This window comes from Thermoleptolyngbya sp. C42_A2020_037 (assembly GCF_015272455.1).
In the GTDB taxonomy this organism is placed as follows: domain Bacteria; phylum Cyanobacteriota; class Cyanobacteriia; order Elainellales; family Elainellaceae; genus Thermoleptolyngbya.
The window spans coordinates 40,106-57,739 of sequence record NZ_JACYLP010000051.1 but is presented as its reverse complement, the minus strand read 5'-3'; the positions used below and the strand labels follow the sequence as shown (position 1 = coordinate 57,739).

The 17,634-nt window shown below is 55.7% G+C and carries 17 protein-coding genes and 1 tRNA gene; 5 read left to right on the top strand and 13 right to left on the bottom strand.

What is annotated here, in order from left to right; all coding sequences use genetic code 11:
• Window positions 1-63: 63 nt before the first annotated feature.
• Window positions 64-894, top strand: a complete 831-nt coding sequence (locus IGS16_RS18665) for a metallophosphoesterase (protein WP_297088028.1) — start codon at window positions 64-66, stop codon at window positions 892-894.
• A gap of 164 nt (window positions 895-1,058) precedes the next feature.
• Here IGS16_RS18665 and IGS16_RS18660 read toward each other — a convergent pair whose 3' ends face one another.
• From IGS16_RS18660 to IGS16_RS18630, 7 genes are all read right to left on the bottom strand, one after another.
• Window positions 1,059-1,496, bottom strand: coding sequence for a peroxiredoxin (locus tag IGS16_RS18660; RefSeq protein ID WP_297088026.1), 438 nt, complete (start codon window positions 1,494-1,496; stop codon window positions 1,059-1,061).
• A 53-nt stretch (window positions 1,497-1,549) separates the two neighbouring features.
• Complete coding sequence (locus IGS16_RS18655) at window positions 1,550-2,812, bottom strand: SufS family cysteine desulfurase (RefSeq protein ID WP_297088024.1); 1,263 nt, start codon at window positions 2,810-2,812, stop codon at window positions 1,550-1,552.
• A gap of 29 nt (window positions 2,813-2,841) precedes the next feature.
• Entirely contained in the window at window positions 2,842-4,197 is a 1,356-nt protein-coding gene (gene sufD, locus IGS16_RS18650; protein ID WP_297088022.1) for a Fe-S cluster assembly protein SufD, read from the bottom strand.
• Window positions 4,198-4,211: 14 nt separating this feature from the next.
• On the bottom strand, window positions 4,212-4,997 hold the full coding sequence (sufC, locus tag IGS16_RS18645) for a Fe-S cluster assembly ATPase SufC (protein WP_297088020.1): 786 nt from the start codon (window positions 4,995-4,997) through the stop codon (window positions 4,212-4,214).
• Window positions 4,998-5,043: 46 nt separating this feature from the next.
• Complete coding sequence (locus tag IGS16_RS18640) at window positions 5,044-5,664, bottom strand: restriction endonuclease subunit R (RefSeq protein ID WP_297088018.1); 621 nt, start codon at window positions 5,662-5,664, stop codon at window positions 5,044-5,046.
• 19 nt (window positions 5,665-5,683) lie between these two features.
• The gene (gene sufB / locus IGS16_RS18635; protein ID WP_297088016.1) at window positions 5,684-7,120 is read right to left on the bottom strand and encodes a Fe-S cluster assembly protein SufB; all 1,437 of its coding nucleotides are present in this window, start codon (window positions 7,118-7,120) and stop codon (window positions 5,684-5,686) included.
• Between the two features lie 133 nt (window positions 7,121-7,253).
• Entirely contained in the window at window positions 7,254-7,607 is a 354-nt protein-coding gene (locus IGS16_RS18630; protein WP_297088014.1) for a ferredoxin-thioredoxin reductase catalytic domain-containing protein, read from the bottom strand.
• A 139-nt stretch (window positions 7,608-7,746) separates the two neighbouring features.
• On the opposite strand from IGS16_RS18630, the gene sufR reads away from it, so the two are divergent.
• The 3 genes from sufR to IGS16_RS18615 all read left to right on the top strand — a co-directional run bounded on the left by sufR (window position 7,747) and on the right by IGS16_RS18615 (window position 9,306).
• Entirely contained in the window at window positions 7,747-8,394 is a 648-nt protein-coding gene (gene sufR, locus IGS16_RS18625; RefSeq protein WP_172355613.1) for an iron-sulfur cluster biosynthesis transcriptional regulator SufR, read from the top strand.
• A 240-nt stretch (window positions 8,395-8,634) separates the two neighbouring features.
• Window positions 8,635-9,096, top strand: a complete 462-nt coding sequence (locus IGS16_RS18620) for a PPC domain-containing protein (protein ID WP_068513685.1) — start codon at window positions 8,635-8,637, stop codon at window positions 9,094-9,096.
• Between the two features lie 137 nt (window positions 9,097-9,233).
• Window positions 9,234-9,306 (top strand) — tRNA-Phe (locus IGS16_RS18615).
• Window positions 9,307-9,434: 128 nt separating this feature from the next.
• Here IGS16_RS18615 and IGS16_RS18610 read toward each other — a convergent pair.
• Window positions 9,435-9,974: a LuxR C-terminal-related transcriptional regulator gene (locus IGS16_RS18610; protein ID WP_297080670.1), complete on the bottom strand. Its 540-nt coding sequence runs from the start codon at window positions 9,972-9,974 to the stop codon at window positions 9,435-9,437.
• Window positions 9,975-10,347: 373 nt separating this feature from the next.
• Between IGS16_RS18610 and IGS16_RS18605 the strand changes: the two genes are divergently transcribed.
• Complete coding sequence (locus tag IGS16_RS18605) at window positions 10,348-10,500, top strand: hypothetical protein (protein WP_297088010.1); 153 nt, start codon at window positions 10,348-10,350, stop codon at window positions 10,498-10,500.
• A 429-nt stretch (window positions 10,501-10,929) separates the two neighbouring features.
• On the opposite strand, the gene IGS16_RS18600 is transcribed toward IGS16_RS18605, so the two are convergent.
• From IGS16_RS18600 to IGS16_RS18580, 5 genes are all read right to left on the bottom strand, one after another.
• Window positions 10,930-11,502, bottom strand: a complete 573-nt coding sequence (locus IGS16_RS18600) for a LuxR C-terminal-related transcriptional regulator (RefSeq protein WP_297088008.1) — start codon at window positions 11,500-11,502, stop codon at window positions 10,930-10,932.
• 487 nt (window positions 11,503-11,989) lie between these two features.
• Window positions 11,990-12,892, bottom strand: coding sequence for a DUF2232 domain-containing protein (locus tag IGS16_RS18595; RefSeq protein WP_297088006.1), 903 nt, complete (start codon window positions 12,890-12,892; stop codon window positions 11,990-11,992).
• Window positions 12,893-13,006: 114 nt separating this feature from the next.
• Window positions 13,007-14,065 carry a polysaccharide biosynthesis/export family protein gene (locus tag IGS16_RS18590; RefSeq protein WP_297088004.1) on the bottom strand — a complete coding sequence of 353 codons (1,059 nt, stop codon included), beginning with the start codon at window positions 14,063-14,065 and terminating at the stop codon, window positions 13,007-13,009.
• 197 nt (window positions 14,066-14,262) lie between these two features.
• A complete protein-coding gene (locus tag IGS16_RS18585; protein WP_297088002.1) occupies window positions 14,263-17,121 on the bottom strand; it encodes an EAL domain-containing protein in 2,859 nt (952 codons plus the stop codon).
• Window positions 17,122-17,294: 173 nt separating this feature from the next.
• Complete coding sequence (locus IGS16_RS18580; protein WP_297088000.1) at window positions 17,295-17,573, bottom strand: hypothetical protein; 279 nt, start codon at window positions 17,571-17,573, stop codon at window positions 17,295-17,297.
• Between the last annotated feature and the right edge of the window lie 61 nt (window positions 17,574-17,634).

Genomic DNA, 17,634 nt, shown 5'->3' with positions numbered 1-17,634 from the left:
CTGCTCCTGTCCGAAGCATCCCATTGTGCATCCCATTGTCCTGATATAAACCCTTTCCCCACAATGCATCCCCTGCTCACGGGCCCGCTCACGCTCGAAAGCGTCACCGTTCGCATTGCCGACCTGCCGCCCTCCTGCAACGGGCTGCGAATTGCCCAGCTTTCCGACTTTCATTACGATGGGCTGGGCCTGTCGGATGAATTGCTAGAAGAGGCGATCGCCCTCGTCAACCGTCTCCAGCCCGATTTGGTAGCGCTGACAGGCGATTTTGTCACCCATGACCCCAGCCCCATCGAGCCGCTGTCTGAGCATCTCAAGGCGCTGCACAGCCGACTGGGAAGTTTTGCGGTGCTGGGCAACCACGATTCCTATCGGCCTGGCGCGGCGGATTATATTACTCGCACGCTCACTGCGGCCGGCATCGAGGTGCTGCGAAACCAGATTGCCTATCCACTGGGCGAGATGTTTCCGGTAGTGGGACTGGCGGATTTTTGGTCGAAGGCATTTTCGCCCAAAGTGCTGGAGTCGCTGCCGCCCGACAGGCCGCGCCTGGTGCTGTCGCACAATCCCGACAGCGCCGCCCGCTTGGAGCCATATCGCGTCGATTTGCAGCTTTCGGGCCACACCCACGGCGGACAGATTGTGCTTCCTGGCGTGCGATCGCCCCAGCAGTTGTATTTTGACCTCTGCGCCAAGCTGCCCTGCGCCGTTCGCCGCTGGCTGCCCTTTGGCCATAGCGCCTGCGCCCGCGTCGTCGGCCATTGGGACTGGGCCCAGGGATTGCATTCCGTCGGCCGCAATCAGCTTTACGTGAATCGAGGTCTGGGTACTTACTTACCCGGCCGCTTTCTTTGCCCGCCAGAGGTGACGCTGCTCACACTCCGCACGGCTTGAGGAATGCTGAATCAAAGCAATCTGGAATCAAAACAAGACAACCAAAAAGCAAAGTGCTGCTCACGAAGGGCAACAGATCAGAGCAAGCTCTAAGATTCGTTACCACACGCCAAGCAGCACTCTGGGCGATCGCCTTAATGATGAAAACTGACACGTCAGCGAGATTACAGTCCCAAATCTGCGAGAATATCGGTTGCGTGAGTCTCAGTCTTTACCGAATCATATACCTTGGCAATCTTACCTTCACCGTCGATCACATAGGTCACGCGCTTGGAATAGCCTCCGCCGTCTACATCGTAGGCGCTGGTCAAGATGCCGTCCACATCTGCTAGCAGCGGGAAGGGCAGGTTGAACTTTTGCGTGAAGGCCTGGTGTGAGGCTTCGTCGTCGCGGCTGACCCCAAATACCACGATATCTTTATCCTGGTAGGCGCTATAGGAATCGCGGAAGCTGCACGCCTCCTTGGTGCAGCCGGGGGTGTCGTCCTTGGGGTAGAAATATAGCACGACAGTCTTGCCCGCATAGTCTGCAAGGGACACCGTGTTGCCGTTTGTATCTTTGACCGTGAAGCCGGGGGCGTGAGCGCCAACAGAAAGAGCCATACCAAAAATCCCTTAAGTGTACACTCCGTCACAGATTGTAAGGGTAAAATGGCTCATCCAAACACGCTGCCAAAAAACTCGATCGCCTCTTTTAGCGCCGCGATGAAGATGTCGATTTCTTCCTGGGTGTTGTAGAAATAGAGGCTAGCGCGGGCGGTGGATTGGGCTTTCACCTCGCGGTGCAGCGGTTGGGTGCAGTGGTGTCCGGCGCGGATAGCGATGCCTGCCTGGTCGAGAATGGTGGACAAGTCGTGGGGATGCACTGCGCCGGTGGTGAAGGCCGCTAGAGCGGCGCGGCCCTCCCCTTGGGCATCGGGACTAGGGCCGTAGGTGCGGACTTCGGGCAATTCTGCCAGCCGCTGGAACAGGTAGGCGGTGAGGTCGGCTTCGTAGGCGTGAATTTTGTCCATGCCGATGGCGCTCAGGTAATCGACGGCCGCACCGAGGGCGATCGCCTCTGCAATGGCTGGGGTTCCTGCTTCAAACTTGTGGGGAATGTCGGCATAGGTAGCATGGTCGAGAAACACATCGGCAATCATCTCGCCGCCCCCCAAAAATGGCGGCATTGCCCGCAGCACTTCTTTTTTGCCATAGAGGAAGCCAATGCCCGTCGGCGCACACATCTTGTGGCCCGAGGCCACCAGCCAGTCGCAATCCATCGCCTGCACGTCAATCGGCATGTGGGGCACGCTCTGGCAAGCGTCGATCAGCACCTTCGCGCCAACCCGGTGAGCAGCGGTGGTAATGTCCATCACGGGGTTAATGCAGCCCAGCGTGTTGGACACATGCACCACCGACACCAGCTTGGTTTTATCCGACAGCAGCGATTGGTAATGCTCGAAGTCAAACTCTTCCGTCTTCGTCAGCCGCACAAACTTCAGCACTGCCCCGGTCTTTTGCGCCACCAACTGCCAGGGAATCAGGTTGCTGTGGTGTTCCATCACCGTCAGGATGATTTCGTCCCCCGGTTGCAGCGTGTTCATGCCCCAAGCATAGGCGACGAGGTTAATCGCTTCGCTGGCGTTGCGCGTGTAGATGATTTCTTCCCGGTGGGCGGCATTCACAAACCGCTGCACCTTATCCCGCGCCCCCTCATAGGCATCGGTGGCCAGCCCGCTGAGGGTATGCACGCCGCGATGCACGTTGGAGTTATAGCGCTTGTAATAGTCCTCCAGCGCATTCAGCACTGCCAGCGGCTTTTGGGACGTGGCGGCGTTATCAAAGTAAACCAGCGGCTTCCCGTGAATGTCCTGGTGCAGGATGGGGAAGTCAGCGCGGACTTTGGTGGCGAGGGTGCGTTCTTGGGCGAGGGTCATGGCAGGGGTTTGGAATTAAGGGTCTGGAACTAGGAGTTTGGGCGAAGGAGGGATGAGGAGGCAAGCGATTCCCGCAGGGAGGCGATGGGAATCTTCTCCAAAATTTCGTAGGCAAAGGCGTATATCAGCAACCGCTGGGCGCTGGCGGCATCAATACCCCGGCTTTGCAAGTAAAATACTTCGTCAGCCTCAAGCTGGCTAACGGTTGCGCCGTGGGTGCATTTCACGTTGTCGGCGACGATTTCAAGCTGGGGCTTGGTGTCGATCCGCGCTTTGGACGACAGCAGCAGGTTGCGGTTCAGTTGTCCGGCATCGGTAAGCTGCGCGGCTTGCGGCACGAAGACTTTGCCGTTGAAGATGACATGAGCGCGATCGCCCACGATGTTTTTCTGCAACTGGCGCGTCGTACAGTAGGGACGGCTGAGGGCGATCGCGCTGTGCAGGTCGCTTTCCTGGTCGCCTGTGGCCACGGTCAGCCCGTTCAGCGTCACCTCAGCCTGTTCGCCCGTGGGATGCACCTCCAGGTGATGACGCGACAGGGCCGCGCCCAAGCTGAGGGCATTGCAGGTGTATCGGGCGCTGCGCTTCAGGGAGACGGCGGTTTTGCCAATGTGAACCGCGGTTCGGCTGTCGCGCTGGAGGCGGGTGTGGTTCACCGAGGCGTTTTCGCCCAGCCAGATTTCGGTGACGGGGTTGGCGAAGTAAGAACTGTCGGCTCCGTCGGCGATCGCCAGATAATCTTCCAGCAGCGTGATTGAGCTATTCGCCTCGGCGACCACCAGCACGCGGGGCTGGCTGAAGGTCGGCGGGTCTGCTGCGGTGGAGACAAACAGCAGCCGAATCGGTTCTGCGGCTTCCGTGTTCTTGGGCACAAACACAACCGCTACGTCGCTCAAGCCAGCGGTGTTCAGCGTGGTAAATAGCTCCTCGGCGTTGGGCTGCTGCGCCAAGTAAGGCTGGAGCCGTTCTGTCCAGGCAGCATCCAGTCCTGCCAAGTTGGCCACCGTCACGCCCGATGGCAAGTCCCCCAGCGCCGACAGATTCTCGGAATACACGCCGTTGACGAAGACTAGGCGGCGGCTGGCGGTTTCCGGCATGAAAAATGCTTCCAGATCGTCTAGTCGAACAACAGGATTGGCCGCAGCCGTCGTCAGCTTCAGGCTGAGCAGCGCCGACAAGTCGTTGAACCGCCATTCCTCATCGCGGCTAGTCGGAAACGCCTGCTCCTGAAGCTGACCCAGAGCGCGATCGCGCAGTGGCTCCAGGGCTGCAATCCGAGACGGAATCGCCTGCGCCAACTGCCGCAAGTGCTGAAGGAACTCGGCCCGCTGAGCAGCGGCTTGCAATATGGGTGTATTTACCTCTGGGGAAACTTGGACTGTCATCGTGCGATCGCCCCCTATGCCTTCACCGTCGAGTCTTCCAGCACCCACTCATAGCCGCGCTCCTCTAACTCCAGCGCTAGTTCCTTCGTGCCGGTGCGGATAATTCGACCATTCGCCATCACATGCACATAGTCGGGCACGATGTAGTTCAGCAGGCGTTGATAGTGCGTGATCACTAGCATGGCGTTCTCAGCGTTCGCAAGCTGGTTTACGCCATCCGCCACCACCTTCAGCGCGTCAATGTCCAGTCCCGAATCCGTTTCGTCCAAAATTGCCAGCTTCGGCTCTAGCAGCGCCATTTGCAGAATCTCGTTGCGCTTCTTCTCGCCGCCCGAAAAGCCCTCGTTCACACTGCGGCTGAGAAAAGATGCGTCCATCTTTACCACGTCCAGCTTTTCGCGCACCAGCTCATCGAAATCAAAGGCATCCAGTTCTTCTAGCCCCTGGTGCTTGCGCTTGGCGTTGTAGGCGACGCGCAAAAAGTCCAGATTGCTAACACCGGGAATCTCCAGCGGATACTGAAAAGCGAGGAAAATACCAGAGCGCGATCGCGCTTCGGGTTCCATCTCTAGCAAATTCTGCCCCAGGTAAATCACCTCGCCACCCGTTACTTCATAGTCCGGATGTCCAGCAATCACCTTAGAAAAGGTGCTTTTTCCAGAGCCATTCAGCCCCATAATGGCGTGAATTTCGCCCGCCCGAATTTCCAAATCCACACCCTTCAGGATCTCCGTGCCGTCCACCTCGGCCCTGAGATCCTTCACCGATAAAATCACCTCGTTACTGCCTTCTCGAATCACCGTCTCACCTCGTTACACCGTTAATGTCTGTTCATCTCAAGAATTTCTAACAGTCCCGGATCTTCTTCAAAATGCGAAGCACCTCGTACAGATCATTTCCTGGATTGCGAACTGCAAAATATCGAGAAGTCGCGTATACAGGAAAGTCCTGGCTCATGAACTTAATAAACAGAAAGTTCTCACCGTTTGTAACCAAACTGTAGCCTGGGCGATCGCTATCTGGTCTGCCCAATAAGTAAGAGAGTAACTGCGCCAGACCAGATTCAATTGAAAGCGCCGCGCGTTTCGATTCAATTACCAACAGCCACAGCTTCTCCTTTAACACCAGAATATCCAATGCGCCCGTAACAACAACGCCCTCATTTTCTTCGATTACTTCAATGACTTTTTCGGTTTTCACTTGATAAGGCGACAAGTAAAAATCTGCTAGCAGCAGCAAAGGAGAAACCATCACCAACTGAATAGGCTTTTCCAAAACAGGCGGATCAGTGACTAGGTTGAGATAGGCAGACTTTACCTTGTCTAGAATTTTTTGTTCCTCTGGCGAAATCTCTGGCAAATCGGTCTGCCATTCTGGAAAAAAAGACGCATCTTCGACATATCGCAAGTGGAACTTGTCGATCAAGTCGCGGAGCGTAATAGCGTTGGCAGATAAAACTTGCACCATAAAATCGTGAGGCATTCCTCTAGCCGACGCTGCCTTCGAGCTTCAGCGCTAGGAGGCGATCGGCTTCCACCGCAAATTCCATCGGCAGTTGGTTAAACACATCCTTGCAAAAGCCGCTAATCATCATCGAGATTGCGTCCTCAACCGAGATGCCGCGCTGCTGCAAGTAAAACAATTGGTCTTCACCGATCTTGGACGTAGACGCTTCGTGTTCCACCCGTGCCGTGTTGTTTTGCACCTGGATGTAGGGAAATGTATTTGCGCCTGCGGTGTCGCCAATCAGCATCGAGTCGCACTGGGAATAGTTGCGTGCGCCGTCTGCCTTGGGGCCAATTTTCACCAGCCCGCGATAGCTATTCTTCGACTTCCCTGCGGAAATGCCCTTGGAAATAATCGTGCTGCGAGTGTTTTTGCCAACATGCACCATCTTGGTACCCGTGTCGGCTTGCTGCATGTTATTGGTCAACGCAACGGAATAGAACTCGCCCACGGAGTTATCGCCCACTAGCACGCAGCTTGGATACTTCCAGGTAATGGCAGACCCTGTTTCGACCTGCGTCCAGGAAATTTTGGAATTCACACCCTGGCATAGGCCGCGCTTCGTCACAAAGTTGTAGATGCCGCCCTTGCCGTTTTCGTCTCCGGCATACCAGTTTTGCACGGTGGAATATTTGATTTCGGCATTGTCTAATGCAACCAATTCCACAACAGCAGCATGGAGTTGGTTCGTATCGAACATCGGTGCGGTGCAGCCCTCCAGGTAGCTGACGTAGCTCCCTTCCTCTGCAACAATCAGTGTCCGCTCAAACTGTCCTGATTCGCCATTGTTAATCCGGAAGTAGGTCGAAAGCTCCATCGGACAGCGCACGCCTTTGGGAATGTAGACGAACGACCCATCGGAAAACACCGCTGAATTGAGCGCAGCAAAGTAATTGTCTGCAACCGGAACAACGCTGCCCAGATACTTCTGAATCAGATCCGGATACTCACGCATTGCTTCCGAGATCGAGCAGAAGATAACCCCCTCCTTCGCCAGCTTTTCGCGGAAGGTCGTGGCGACCGAAACGCTGTCGAAGATGGCATCCACCGCCACGTTGGACAGCCGCTTTTGCTCCGACAGCGGAATGCCCAGTTTTTCAAACGTTTCTAGCAGCGTCGGATCGACCTCCTCCAGGCTGTCTAGTTTTTTAGCTTGCTTCGGTGCGGAGTAATAGACAATGTTCTGGTAGTCAATTGGCGGATAGTTCACAGCCGCCCAGTTGGGTTCCTCCATTCTGAGCCACTGGCGATAGGCCTTGAGGCGAAACTCTAGCATAAATTCTGGCTCATTCTTTTTGGCAGAGATGAGCCGCACCACGTCTTCACTTAGCCCACGCGGAATCGTGTCGGACTCAATCTCGGTGACAAAGCCGTATTTGTAGGGCTGATTTACGAGAGATTTGACAGAGGTAGACATGTTTGGGAGTAGTGGAGTGATGGATGAACGGAGCGGTGAAGCGGCAAGAGATCTGGGAGGTCAAGCCATGCTAGGGTCTTGTATTCTCTGATCTCTGTCCTCTAAACTCTAAATCCCTAGCTAATGACTAGAGCTAATACTGACCGGTAACAGAGCGAATCTCGTCGAGGCTGATTTCCTGCTTGTCGCCTGCAAAGTCGTTGTCAGGTGTAAGGAAGAGCATACAGTGGCATTCTTTGCGTTCGCGCATGGGGACGCAGGGGCAGTTCCAATAGGCTGCGGCCGCTTCGGCTTCTTTATCTTCGTAGTGGCGGCAGGGGCACAGCGGCGCGCCCAGATCGTCCTTATGCTTTGCGAGTCCTTCGATGACAACTGCCGTCACGCCTGGGTCAACACAGAAGTAGGTGCCAGTGCGCTTTGCATAGCTTTCTGCGAAGCTGCGCATGAGTTCTAGGTTTTTTTCCGAAGCTTGAGTTGGTTTTTCCATGAGTAGGGCGACAGCGCGAACAATTCATGCCTATAATTAAAACAACTTGAGGGTTGCTTTAGTTCTATTGTAAAGGTACTTTAGCAACACTTCAGTTGTCAAAGTTAATTGTAAGGCGTTTTGGCGCTTTTGAGGGACGATGACCGCAACTCAGCAACCGTCCACCAAGCAAGACATTCTGCACTACCTCGCCAAGCAGGGGCAGGTGAGCGCTCAGGCTTTGGCAGAGCATTTCGGAATTAGCCCCCAAGCGATACGCCGTCATCTAAAAGATCTGACGGATGAGGGTTTGGTGGAACACGAGGCTATGCAGGTAGGGATGGGTCGCCCCAATTATCTGTATAGGCTGAGTCGAGAGGGGCGCGATCGCCTGCCTGAGCGCTACGACGAGTTTGCTGTATCTTTGCTGACGACTCTGGCGGAAACCGTCGGCCCTGATCAGATGGGGTCCATTCTTCGCAAACAGTGGGAACAGAAGGCGCTGGAATATCGCAAGCAGGTCGGTGCGGGCACGCTGCAAGAGCGAGTCATGCGGCTGGTTGATCTGCGAAAAGCCGAAGGCTACATGGCCGAGTGGCATTTTGTTGAACCTGAAGACGGGGCGGAGCCGCAGTTCATTATTACGGAATATAACTGTGCCATTTCGCACATTGCTGAGTCGTTTCCCAGCGTGTGTGGTCATGAGCTAGAAATGTTTGAGATGGCGCTGGGAGACTGTCGCGTTCAGCGAACGCACTGGTTAGCCAATGGAGAACATCGCTGCGGCTACTTGATTCAAGCACAGTAGCGTCGGTTTTACGATGCATTTATGGGGTTAATGGGGCGATCGCCCGAGGGGTCTTGCTTCTGTCTGAGCTTCTCAGCACAAGTTTTTACGACTGTTGCAGGGTTGTTAAACCTGACGCTTTGCGTAAAGAGTTGGGGCATAATGAACGAAACTCTCCCAAGGCGAAATCTCACTCGCCTTCAGTTTTGCTCAGGCCTGCATTAGCCATCCGTCCCCCTCTTTCAACAACTCACCTTACTCATGACGCACTTTCGCTCGCTCAATGCCTCCCTGCTCCTGTCTGTGGCTTCTCTCCTAATCGGGCTGGGGACACCAGCCTACGCCCAGAGCGCCACTCAACAAGGCAGGACGATGTATAACCCCATTCCTCTGCCTTCCAGCAATGAGGTAACGGATACCCTCTCGGACAAGGATATTCCGACTGGATTTGGGGGCTTTGCCCGCGATTACGTCGTAACTTTTCAAAAGGGCGACCAAGTGGTGATGGATCTGCTCTCCGACGAGTTCGACACCATCATTACGCTGATTGCGCCTGACGGCACCACCATTGGCGAAAATGATGACGGCCCTGATGGAACCACAAATTCGCTGCTGTTTATGCGGATTAATCAAGATGGCAATTACATCCTGCGGGTGCGTCCTTACGGCGGCCAGGGCAGCGGGCGGTTCACGCTCAAGGTGACTCGGCTACGGCCCATCTAGCTGTGTTGATCCCAGAGAAAATGGCGATCGCCCTTCAAAAGGGGTTGCCAAGATCTCTCAAAGTCTGTTAGCTTAATTAAGCGCTGAAGTTTTCCAAAAGTGCTTGGCCTTCTCCAAGGCTTTAGGGAGCTTCATCTGCCGGGATAGCTCAGTTGGTAGAGCAGAGGACTGAAAATCCTCGTGTCGGCGGTTCAAGTCCGCCTCCTGGCATTGTTTCAGTATGCACATCTTTTTATGCATATCTTTTTCTATCGGAAAAGATGTTAAGAAAGGGTGCCTTTTGAGGGGCACCCGACGCATCAGGAAGATTTAGTTACGAATGTGGATTCAACCCGCCGCTATTCTTGCGCCCACTCGAAGGCTTCGCGCTTGGCGTAGATATTGCGGACATGCTTTTTCACGGTGTCTACGGTGATGTGCAGATTGGCGGCGATCGCCTTATAGGTCCAGTTGAGGTGGCGCAACAGCCACACCTCTGCCTCGCGTTCCGTCAGTCCGTAGCGTTCTCGTTCGGCGATCGCCCGTTTGCGGGCAGACTGCATCCGGTCCTCGATCGTCACGCGCAGGCACGGCCGCTCTACTGATTCCAGCGAGATCCACTCCACCCGAACTCGCAAAGGATTGTTGTTGCTGGTGAGGATTTCGTCTTCTAGAATCACGGTTGTATCCTGGTGTAGCGCTCGGTTATTCACCAGCATTTGGCAAATGCGCCAGATCTGGTTGGGCAAGCGCATAGTTTTCAACCCATCAGGCGATAACATTCGGCAAATTTCATGGGCTGAGCGATTGGCGTAGATGACCTCGCCGCGATCGCTCACAATCAGCACACCATCGATAAAGCTCTCGAAAATCGCTTGCAGTAAAAAGTTGCTGTTCATGGGGGCTTTCCAAAATACACTGCATTTGCCTCGGCGAATGAAAAAGTCAGTTTCCCTGATTCAGAGGTTTCTGGCTCATTGCTCTGGCGGAGCTTCGGGGCAAAGCACAAACGTCAGAGTCATTCGTTGAGGTCGCAGCATTTTCTCGCTGGGTGAGGGATATCTAAATCGCCCTACGTTTGGGCTTCGGAGTGCGATTGATGTATCTCACTGCTTCAAAAATGCTGTACCCCGATTGAAATCCACCGATCTTCTGTTCAGAAATGGCACTGTGCCACTATGCAAACTGCTGTTCCGGATGGGGCGTGTAGACGATAGAAAATCATGGATTGAGCGTTTGACTGAGTTGCCACACGGGAGATTGGTTGCTGGAATGAACTGGAACTACTCGGCGGTGTGGGGCAAATCACTGCGGATTGTGCAGGTGCAAAAACGCCGCCGAAAACACCTCACCCAGCGGTGCGCCATTGCGCCCCCTGGAGGAATCCTGAGGGCGATTGCAGCGGCATCCAGGCAGACGATGTGAACAGGACGCGATCCGGACGCGAAATCATTCCAAATGCCGAGTTGATTGGGTAGTGCTATTGCAGTTATCGGCTCTGTTTCCAGGTTTTACGCAGTGGATTTTGGGGTTAAGCTGGGGTTAGCTTCAGTGGGTGATTGGTCTGCAAAAGGGCGTAAAGCTCCAGATATGCCAGAGGCTTTTTACTCTTTCCTATCAGTGTTTCTGAGGGCCTACGAAAGGGGCGCATCCCAGTTCTGAAAGTTTGCCCTCATCCCCCAGCCCCTTCTCCCAAAAAGGGAGAAGGGGAGCCGAATTGGAAGTCCATCTCCCGCTTTGGGAGAGGAATTTGGGGTGAGGATTACAAAAGTGGAATACACCCTACGAAAGAAATTGCCAGAAGCCTCGCAGATGCACGACTGGCAATCCAAAATCTAAAATCCAAAATCGAGATCAGCTTGCTGCTTCCCAAGGTTCGATTTTGGCGCGGGCGCTTTTCAGGTGTTTTTTCACGGTTTCCAGCGTGATGTAGCAGAGGTCGGCAATTTCCTGGCGGCTGTGGCCAGCGCGGTGCAGTTCCCAAATTTCCGTTTCGCGTCGGGTGAGGCGAAAGCGACGGGCTTCGGCGCGGGCGGCTCGGCGGCGCAGGCTGTCCTGGTCTTCCAGAATCACCAGCAGATAAGGGCGATCGCCCTCAGCCAGGGTCATCCAGTGCGAGCGCATCCGAATTTGCTGGCGCGGTTCCACGAAATATTCGCCATCTTGAACCGTGAGTTTGTCAACGTAGCCAGTCGTGGCCAACTGGCACACCTGCCAGATATCACTCGGCACTTGGAGGGGCGATCGCCGCTCAGATTGAACCCGATGCCACAGCACCGCACAAATCTGTCGGGCGGCATCGTTTGCAACAATCAGCTCGGTTTCCGTTGCAATGAGAACACCGTCTGACAAACTCTCAAAAAGCGAAATCGGGGGCGTAATGGGAGGCGTGGTGGGAGGCGTAGTGGGAGGCGTAGTAGGAAACATATCGGGGGTCATATTAGGGGGCATCATTTATGACTATCTGCCGAAAACTTTCAAATCACGGTGCTGGAAATAGCGCCAGACAGCGCAACACCTCGACTTTCTGGGAAGTCCTTTATTGCAAATGTTGCAAGCAATTTTGAACCGACTGTCTGTGCTGTAGCGTTTAACAGGTGGCGCTGAATGGATGGATCTCAACTGCTAACAGATGAGACTCGAATTGAACGAAAACGACGAATTCAGGGGCTAGAGGCGATCGCATCGCAGGTCGTCAAATTGCACTCTACGCGCTACTCGATACGCGTTCTATAGGCTCTACAACCTGCTGACCCAGTTGGCGCAAAGTCATCCGGGCGATCGCCCAGGTGAAACAGAGTCGGCATCGTACTACAGGGTATTACACTCTCACGATAGGCTATTCCGGATACTCTGTCAATATCAATTCTTAGTATCAGGCTGGTGCAATGCCGCTGCAATGGGCGCGCTCCAGCTATTCTTCTTCTAGCAAAATCCGCACCCAGCGTGGCGGTTCAGGAATGGCATTTCCCAGTCGCCCCAGCAAGAGCCATCCCGCCAGATGAATTGTGAACACATACACCAGATCGCTCAGCAAAAACGCGCCGATCGTCAGCGCTTGCACCGCGGGCAGATTGATCTGTCCCAGTGCGCCCACGCCCAGCAGCCCCCAATCCACGAGCCGCGTCACCAGCCACTCCAGCAAATCGGCGATGCGCCGCGTCAAATAAACCCACAGGTCTTCGCCCACAAAGGCAGACGTTAGCGCGACTCGCGCAAACAGGCCCAGCGTCGCCAGCACTGCACCAATGCTAATTGAGATCGGCCAGCCCGCGCCCCGCCGCCACAAAAAGCCAAGCTGCACGCCTAGCAGGCCGTAGGGAATGATGAACAAAATGCTGAGAAACGGGCCCATCAGCACCGACAGCAATAGCCCCGTCACCAGCAGCGACATCCAGGCGGCCCGCGCTCCCCAGCGCAAATACACCAGGGCGATCGGCAGCGGAAACACGATCCGCATCCAGGGCACTAGGCTGAGATAGTAGCTCACCAGCCACAGCAGCCCCGCCGTGCTAGACAAAAATGCCGTTTCCACCAGCTTGAGCGGAGCCGGAGCTACATTCACCTGCACGGGCGAGGGATCAGAAGCGTCGGCGATCGCCAGTTCGGGTTCTTCACCCATTGCCCGCAGTGCTGCGTCCCATTCGGCATCGCTGGACGAAGAGGGGCAATCGGAGGGTGAACGGGAGGGCGATCGCCCTGTCCCCTGCCACCCCTGGGCATCATCTTCTGCTGGCACGTCATCTCGCAAGTGGCTCATCCCAGTTTCAAACCGCAGCTTTTCTACTATACTTGCCTGTCCCAAAACATAAATCACTGGGAAGCTGTATCCTCCCAGTGATTCATCTTCTAGTGAGCTATGCAGAGTCAGTCGCTGCGGAACTTCCCGATTTGGTTAGCCCAGAATGGGCGGGATCAGATTGCAGGTCTGTTAGTCATTGCCCGTGAGCAACCCGTCCACGCCATCCAGAATCCCGATGAGCGAACCCAGCGGATTGAGGACACGAGTCACCATTTGCAAGAAGCTGGTGTCTCGCCGCCTGGGCACAATAACCACATCGCCATCCTGAATTTCGTTGGCATCACTGAGGTTCCGCAGGTCGAGCATACGTCGCTCGACAACCCCCTGCTCGTTCATGCGAATAAAGGCAACGCGGCTGAGACGGGCATCTTCCGTCGGGCCTCCGGCGATCGCCACTGCGCTAGACACCGAGCTACCGGGCGGCACCTGCACTTCACCGGGCTTGGTTACTTCGCCCACCACGCGCACGCGCACCGTCGCAGGCGAGAAACTAGAGCGGGCTAGCAGTTGGCGATCCAAAACTTCGCCCTGGCCGAGTGGAGGAATGTAGATGCTATCGCCATCTTGAATCAACGGGTCAGCCGCAGTACTGTCACTGCTGATGGCTTCCCACAGATTGATTGTGTAAGACTGGTTGCCGCCATTGGGGCCAACGCGACGCAGATAGACTTGGCGGATATCTGCATTTCGCGTAACGCCACCCGCCGAGATCAGCGCGGCGCTGAGCGTGGGCGTGCCTTGCAGGTCTGTTCCTCGCACAGGGCCAGGTCGCATCACTTCGCCAGCGACGTTGACCACGATTGGGCGCGGAGTTAGCACGGTCACTGTGGCTGCTGGATTGACCAAGATTGCCCGCAGCCGCTCGGTCAGGTCTTGCTTGAATTGCTCGGTAGTCTTACCCGCTGCCTGAATTGGCCCAATCAGCGGCAGGGTGATGGTGCCGTCTGGCAGGATCGAAGTAGTCAGAGTGTATTCGTCGTACCCATAGACGGCAATGCTCAGTTCGTCGCCCGTGCCGAGAATGTAGGCAGGTTGCAGGAGCGGAGAGGCAGCGCTGACGGCGGTTACATTTGACACATTCTGCCCGGTCACCGTTTGGGCGGGCGTAAGGCTGGGCGAGGCGATCAGGATCGCTGCCGAGGTGACAGCCGAGTAGCCGATGCGCTTGACAATTTTCCAGGTCAGCATGGGTTGATAGAGAATAAAAAGGACGGAAAAGCTGGCGATCGCCCCCAGCCCGCCAGGGTGCAGGAGATCCCGTTCGGCAATCCAGTAAGGCTTTCAGTGGTATCTCTAGTATTGCGATCGCGCCCTTATGCTGGCTAGACCATTCAGTAAAGTTTCGGTGAGGGTTGACCGGAATTTTACGGGTTTCCAGGTCAAGATTACGTAAAGTCCTGAATTAGCTCCGTCTGGCTGAGCAATGCCTCCGCTGCTTCCGCGTCGATCGCCTTGCTAAACAAAAATCCTTGACCGCATTCGCAGTTCATCTCTTTCAGGCGGGTCACCTGTTCGGGATCTTCCACCCCCTCAGCGGTGACATCCAGCCCCAGGCTATGGGCCAGGTTGATAATCGTGCGGACGATGGCGGCGCTGTCCTTATCGGTATGCATCTTGGTGATAAAGGAGCGGTCGATTTTCAGCGTGTTGATGGGAAAACGATAGAGGTAGCTGAGGGAGGAATAGCCCGTGCCAAAGTCGTCGATAGCAAGCTGGATGCCGAGCGATCGCAGTTGATAGAGCATGTCGATGACGGCTCGACCGTTTTCCATAATCGTGCCTTCCGTAATTTCCAGCTTCAGGCTGGAGGCATCTAGACCCGTTTCGTAGAGGATGCCCTGGATTTGCTGGGTCAGGTCGGGCAGGGAAAACTGGCGGCTGGAGAGGTTGACATTGATCGTCAGCGGCGGCAAGTCGGGAAACTGCATCTGCCAGCGGTTCATCTGGCGGCAGGCCTGGCGCAAAATCCACCAGCCGAGGGGGATAATCTGCCCGGTTTCCTCTGCCATTGGGATAAATTTTCCCGGCGACAAAAAGCCCGTACTGGGGTGATACCAGCGAATTAGCGCCTCAAAGCCCACAATGCGGCGGGTGTCGAGTTGCACCAGCGGCTGATAGTGCAAAAATAGCTCTGGTTCTGGATTATCTGCGCCAATCATGGCGTAGCGCTCTTCTTGGGCGATCGCCCGCCGCAGGTCATTTTCCAGCTTCAGCCGGGCCAACATGCGGTTGTGCATGGCCGGGTCAAACACTTGGTGGCGAGCCTTGCCGCTGGCCTTGGCGCGGTGCAGCGCTGTGTCGGCATCTTGCAGCATATGCTCCGCCTGGGTATAGCGGGCAGAGCTAATGGCAATTCCAATACTGATGGTGATATAAACCTCTTGATCACCAACGTTGAATGGCCGGGCCAAGATTTGCTGAAGCTGTTCGGCTGTGCGCGTAGCTTCGCGCTCGTCTTCAATGTTGGGCAGCAGGATAGCAAACTCATCCCCCGGCAGCCGAGACACCACGGCTTCGCTGGGCAAAAACCCCTTCAGGCGATGCGCCGTGGCAATCAAAAGCTGGTCGCCAACGCTGTTCCCCAGGCTGTTGTTGACGACCTGAAACCGATCCAGGTCAATCAGCAGGACAGCATGAAAACAGAGCGGGTATTCCTGGGAAAAGGCGATCGCCTGCCGCAGTCGATCCAAGAAAAAGGCCCGGTTGGGCAGCCCAGTTAGATCGTCGTAGTAGGCGTTGTGCCAAAGCTGGTCTTCGGCCTCTTTGCGCTGGGTGATGTCGCTTTGGGAACCCGCCATACGATAGGCCGTGCCGTCGCGATGCTTGATAGCCACGCCCCGTGTCAGCATCCAGCGATAGCTGCCTTCACGATGAATCATGCGATGCTCATGCTCGAAATGGGCCGTGTGCCCGTCGAGATGCTCTTGGAGGGCGGCCTTGAGCGAATCTAGGTCATCGGGATGCACCCGCTCGTACCATTCCTCAAGGCGATCGCCCACCTCCGACTCCTCCCAGCCCAGCATTTCCTTCCAGCGAGGGGAATAGTAGACCTGATTCGTCATCAGGTTCCAGTCCCACAGTCCCTCATTCGACCCTTGCACCGCCAGGGCATAGCGTTCTTCACTCTGACGCAGCAGCAGGTTGGTTCGCGACTGTTCCCGCAGCGCCACCGCCGCACCCGTCAGCGTCACCAGCAGCACGGGCATCGCCACCGGAATCCAATACTGGTAATGAAACAACAGCACCGACAGCCCCAGCCAACCCAAACACAGCCCTAGCCACGCCATCAGTCGCCGCTCAAACGACCACCCCATCAGCCCAAAGCTCAGCACTGGCCCGCCCAACAGTAGCAGCAATCCTTGCCAGCCGTTGCCCAGCCGCCGCAGGTCATTCTGCTGAAGCAGGTTGCTAATCGCAGCCGCTTGCAGGTACATATCGCTGACCGGAACAGCCCGGTCAAACGGCGTTTGTAGCGAGTTCATCGGGGAGGTGGTAATGCCCACCAGCACAATCTTGTCTCGGAAAAACTGGAGCGGCACTTGCCCCCGCACTACATCTGCGTAGGAGTAGTGAGTCAATTCGCGGGCAGCAGCGGGCCAGTTGATCCAGAGTTCCTGGTTGGGATTCTCCACGACAATTCGCTCTCCCAGCGGACGCAGGTGGAGATTGGCCGCCACGAGCGATAGCGCTGGCACCCCATAGCGGCGCAGACGAATCTGGCGCACCAATCCATCCAGGTCTTCTCGCGAAAAGACGTGTCCGATATCAACTGCAACGGCTCGTAGGGGCAAAGCAGGCACGATCGCCGAGTCAGTATCAGTCCAAGACTGACCCAACACAACTTTTCCAGACTCTCCCATCGCCGCGACCAGAGCCATGTCCTGGGGGTCATTTTCCGGCAAGAGCGGGTTGAGGACGATGACGCTGGGCTGGGCGGGGCTGAGCTGGTTGATTAGGTCTGCGTAGCGATCGCGCGTCCAAACGGTTTGCCCAGCGCTCCGCTGGCTCTCTTCGTCAATTTCGACCACGACGATATCTTTGCTCCAGGGAATCGGCCCGCGCAGTGAGAACAGAGCGTTATACCCCAGGTGTTCCAAAGACTGCACCAGACCCAGATGAATCAGTCCCAGCACCAGCAACCCCGCCAACACCCCCGGCAAAATCCGATCCCAAACCGTCTTCACCAGCGGCAAGCGCTGAATCGCAAACGGCAGCTTAGCGGGCGGTTTTAACCAATGGAGCATGATAGGGGCGTGTATCCAGCGACTATAGGCATTCTTGGAAGTTTCGTGGCAGCATTTTGAGGCGGTCGTTCTGGCGGCTTTTGGAGGTTGTTTCAGGCAGCTTTTCCTTTGGTGAACGTTTGAGTTCCGAGTTCGGGACGTTGCCAAGAGAATGTTACGCCAACTTTAACGCTTTACCGCCCGACGGCTGAGGCGAGTTGCCCTGGCGCAAACTGCCTCGCCTCTGGAGAGTCGTTCGCCTGGGCCGAGCGTGTTCCAGCACGACTCGAAAGGGGTAGGCTGCTGACATTGTGAAACGGGTGAAACGGCGCAGTGCATTGCGCTGGGTGGCACCTGTCTAGCACTGAATTGGGCAAAATAGCCAGTTGAGTCAGCAGGATTGGAGGGGAAGAAAAGTGGTTGGAATGGGTGATGCAGGTAGACGGCAGAGCTATCTGGCGAGATGTCCTCATGGGGCGGCAGGGTGGGGCGCTGCAAAGACCGTGAGGCATCGTTTCTTTGAGACATTGTTTC

What these genes read in the sequence shown, in the direction of transcription:
- IGS16_RS18665 (WP_297088028.1), top strand. Translation starts at nt 64, where the DNA reads ATGCATCCCCTGCTCACGGGCCCGCTCACGCTCGAAAGCGTCACCGTT.
- IGS16_RS18660 (WP_297088026.1), bottom strand. Translation starts at nt 1,496, where the DNA reads ATGGCTCTTTCTGTTGGCGCTCACGCCCCCGGCTTCACGGTCAAAGAT.
- IGS16_RS18655 (WP_297088024.1), bottom strand. Translation starts at nt 2,812, where the DNA reads ATGACCCTCGCCCAAGAACGCACCCTCGCCACCAAAGTCCGCGCTGAC.
- sufD (WP_297088022.1), bottom strand. Translation starts at nt 4,197, where the DNA reads ATGACAGTCCAAGTTTCCCCAGAGGTAAATACACCCATATTGCAAGCC.
- IGS16_RS18640 (WP_297088018.1), bottom strand. Translation starts at nt 5,664, where the DNA reads ATGGTGCAAGTTTTATCTGCCAACGCTATTACGCTCCGCGACTTGATC.
- sufB (WP_297088016.1), bottom strand. Translation starts at nt 7,120, where the DNA reads ATGTCTACCTCTGTCAAATCTCTCGTAAATCAGCCCTACAAATACGGC.
- IGS16_RS18630 (WP_297088014.1), bottom strand. Translation starts at nt 7,607, where the DNA reads ATGGAAAAACCAACTCAAGCTTCGGAAAAAAACCTAGAACTCATGCGC.
- sufR (WP_172355613.1), top strand. Translation starts at nt 7,747, where the DNA reads ATGACCGCAACTCAGCAACCGTCCACCAAGCAAGACATTCTGCACTAC.
- IGS16_RS18620 (WP_068513685.1), top strand. Translation starts at nt 8,635, where the DNA reads ATGACGCACTTTCGCTCGCTCAATGCCTCCCTGCTCCTGTCTGTGGCT.
- IGS16_RS18610 (WP_297080670.1), bottom strand. Translation starts at nt 9,974, where the DNA reads ATGAACAGCAACTTTTTACTGCAAGCGATTTTCGAGAGCTTTATCGAT.
- IGS16_RS18605 (WP_297088010.1), top strand. Translation starts at nt 10,348, where the DNA reads ATGAACTGGAACTACTCGGCGGTGTGGGGCAAATCACTGCGGATTGTG.
- IGS16_RS18600 (WP_297088008.1), bottom strand. Translation starts at nt 11,502, where the DNA reads ATGTTTCCTACTACGCCTCCCACTACGCCTCCCACCACGCCTCCCATT.
- IGS16_RS18590 (WP_297088004.1), bottom strand. Translation starts at nt 14,065, where the DNA reads ATGCTGACCTGGAAAATTGTCAAGCGCATCGGCTACTCGGCTGTCACC.
- IGS16_RS18585 (WP_297088002.1), bottom strand. Translation starts at nt 17,121, where the DNA reads ATGCTCCATTGGTTAAAACCGCCCGCTAAGCTGCCGTTTGCGATTCAG.
- IGS16_RS18580 (WP_297088000.1), bottom strand. Translation starts at nt 17,573, where the DNA reads ATGAGGACATCTCGCCAGATAGCTCTGCCGTCTACCTGCATCACCCAT.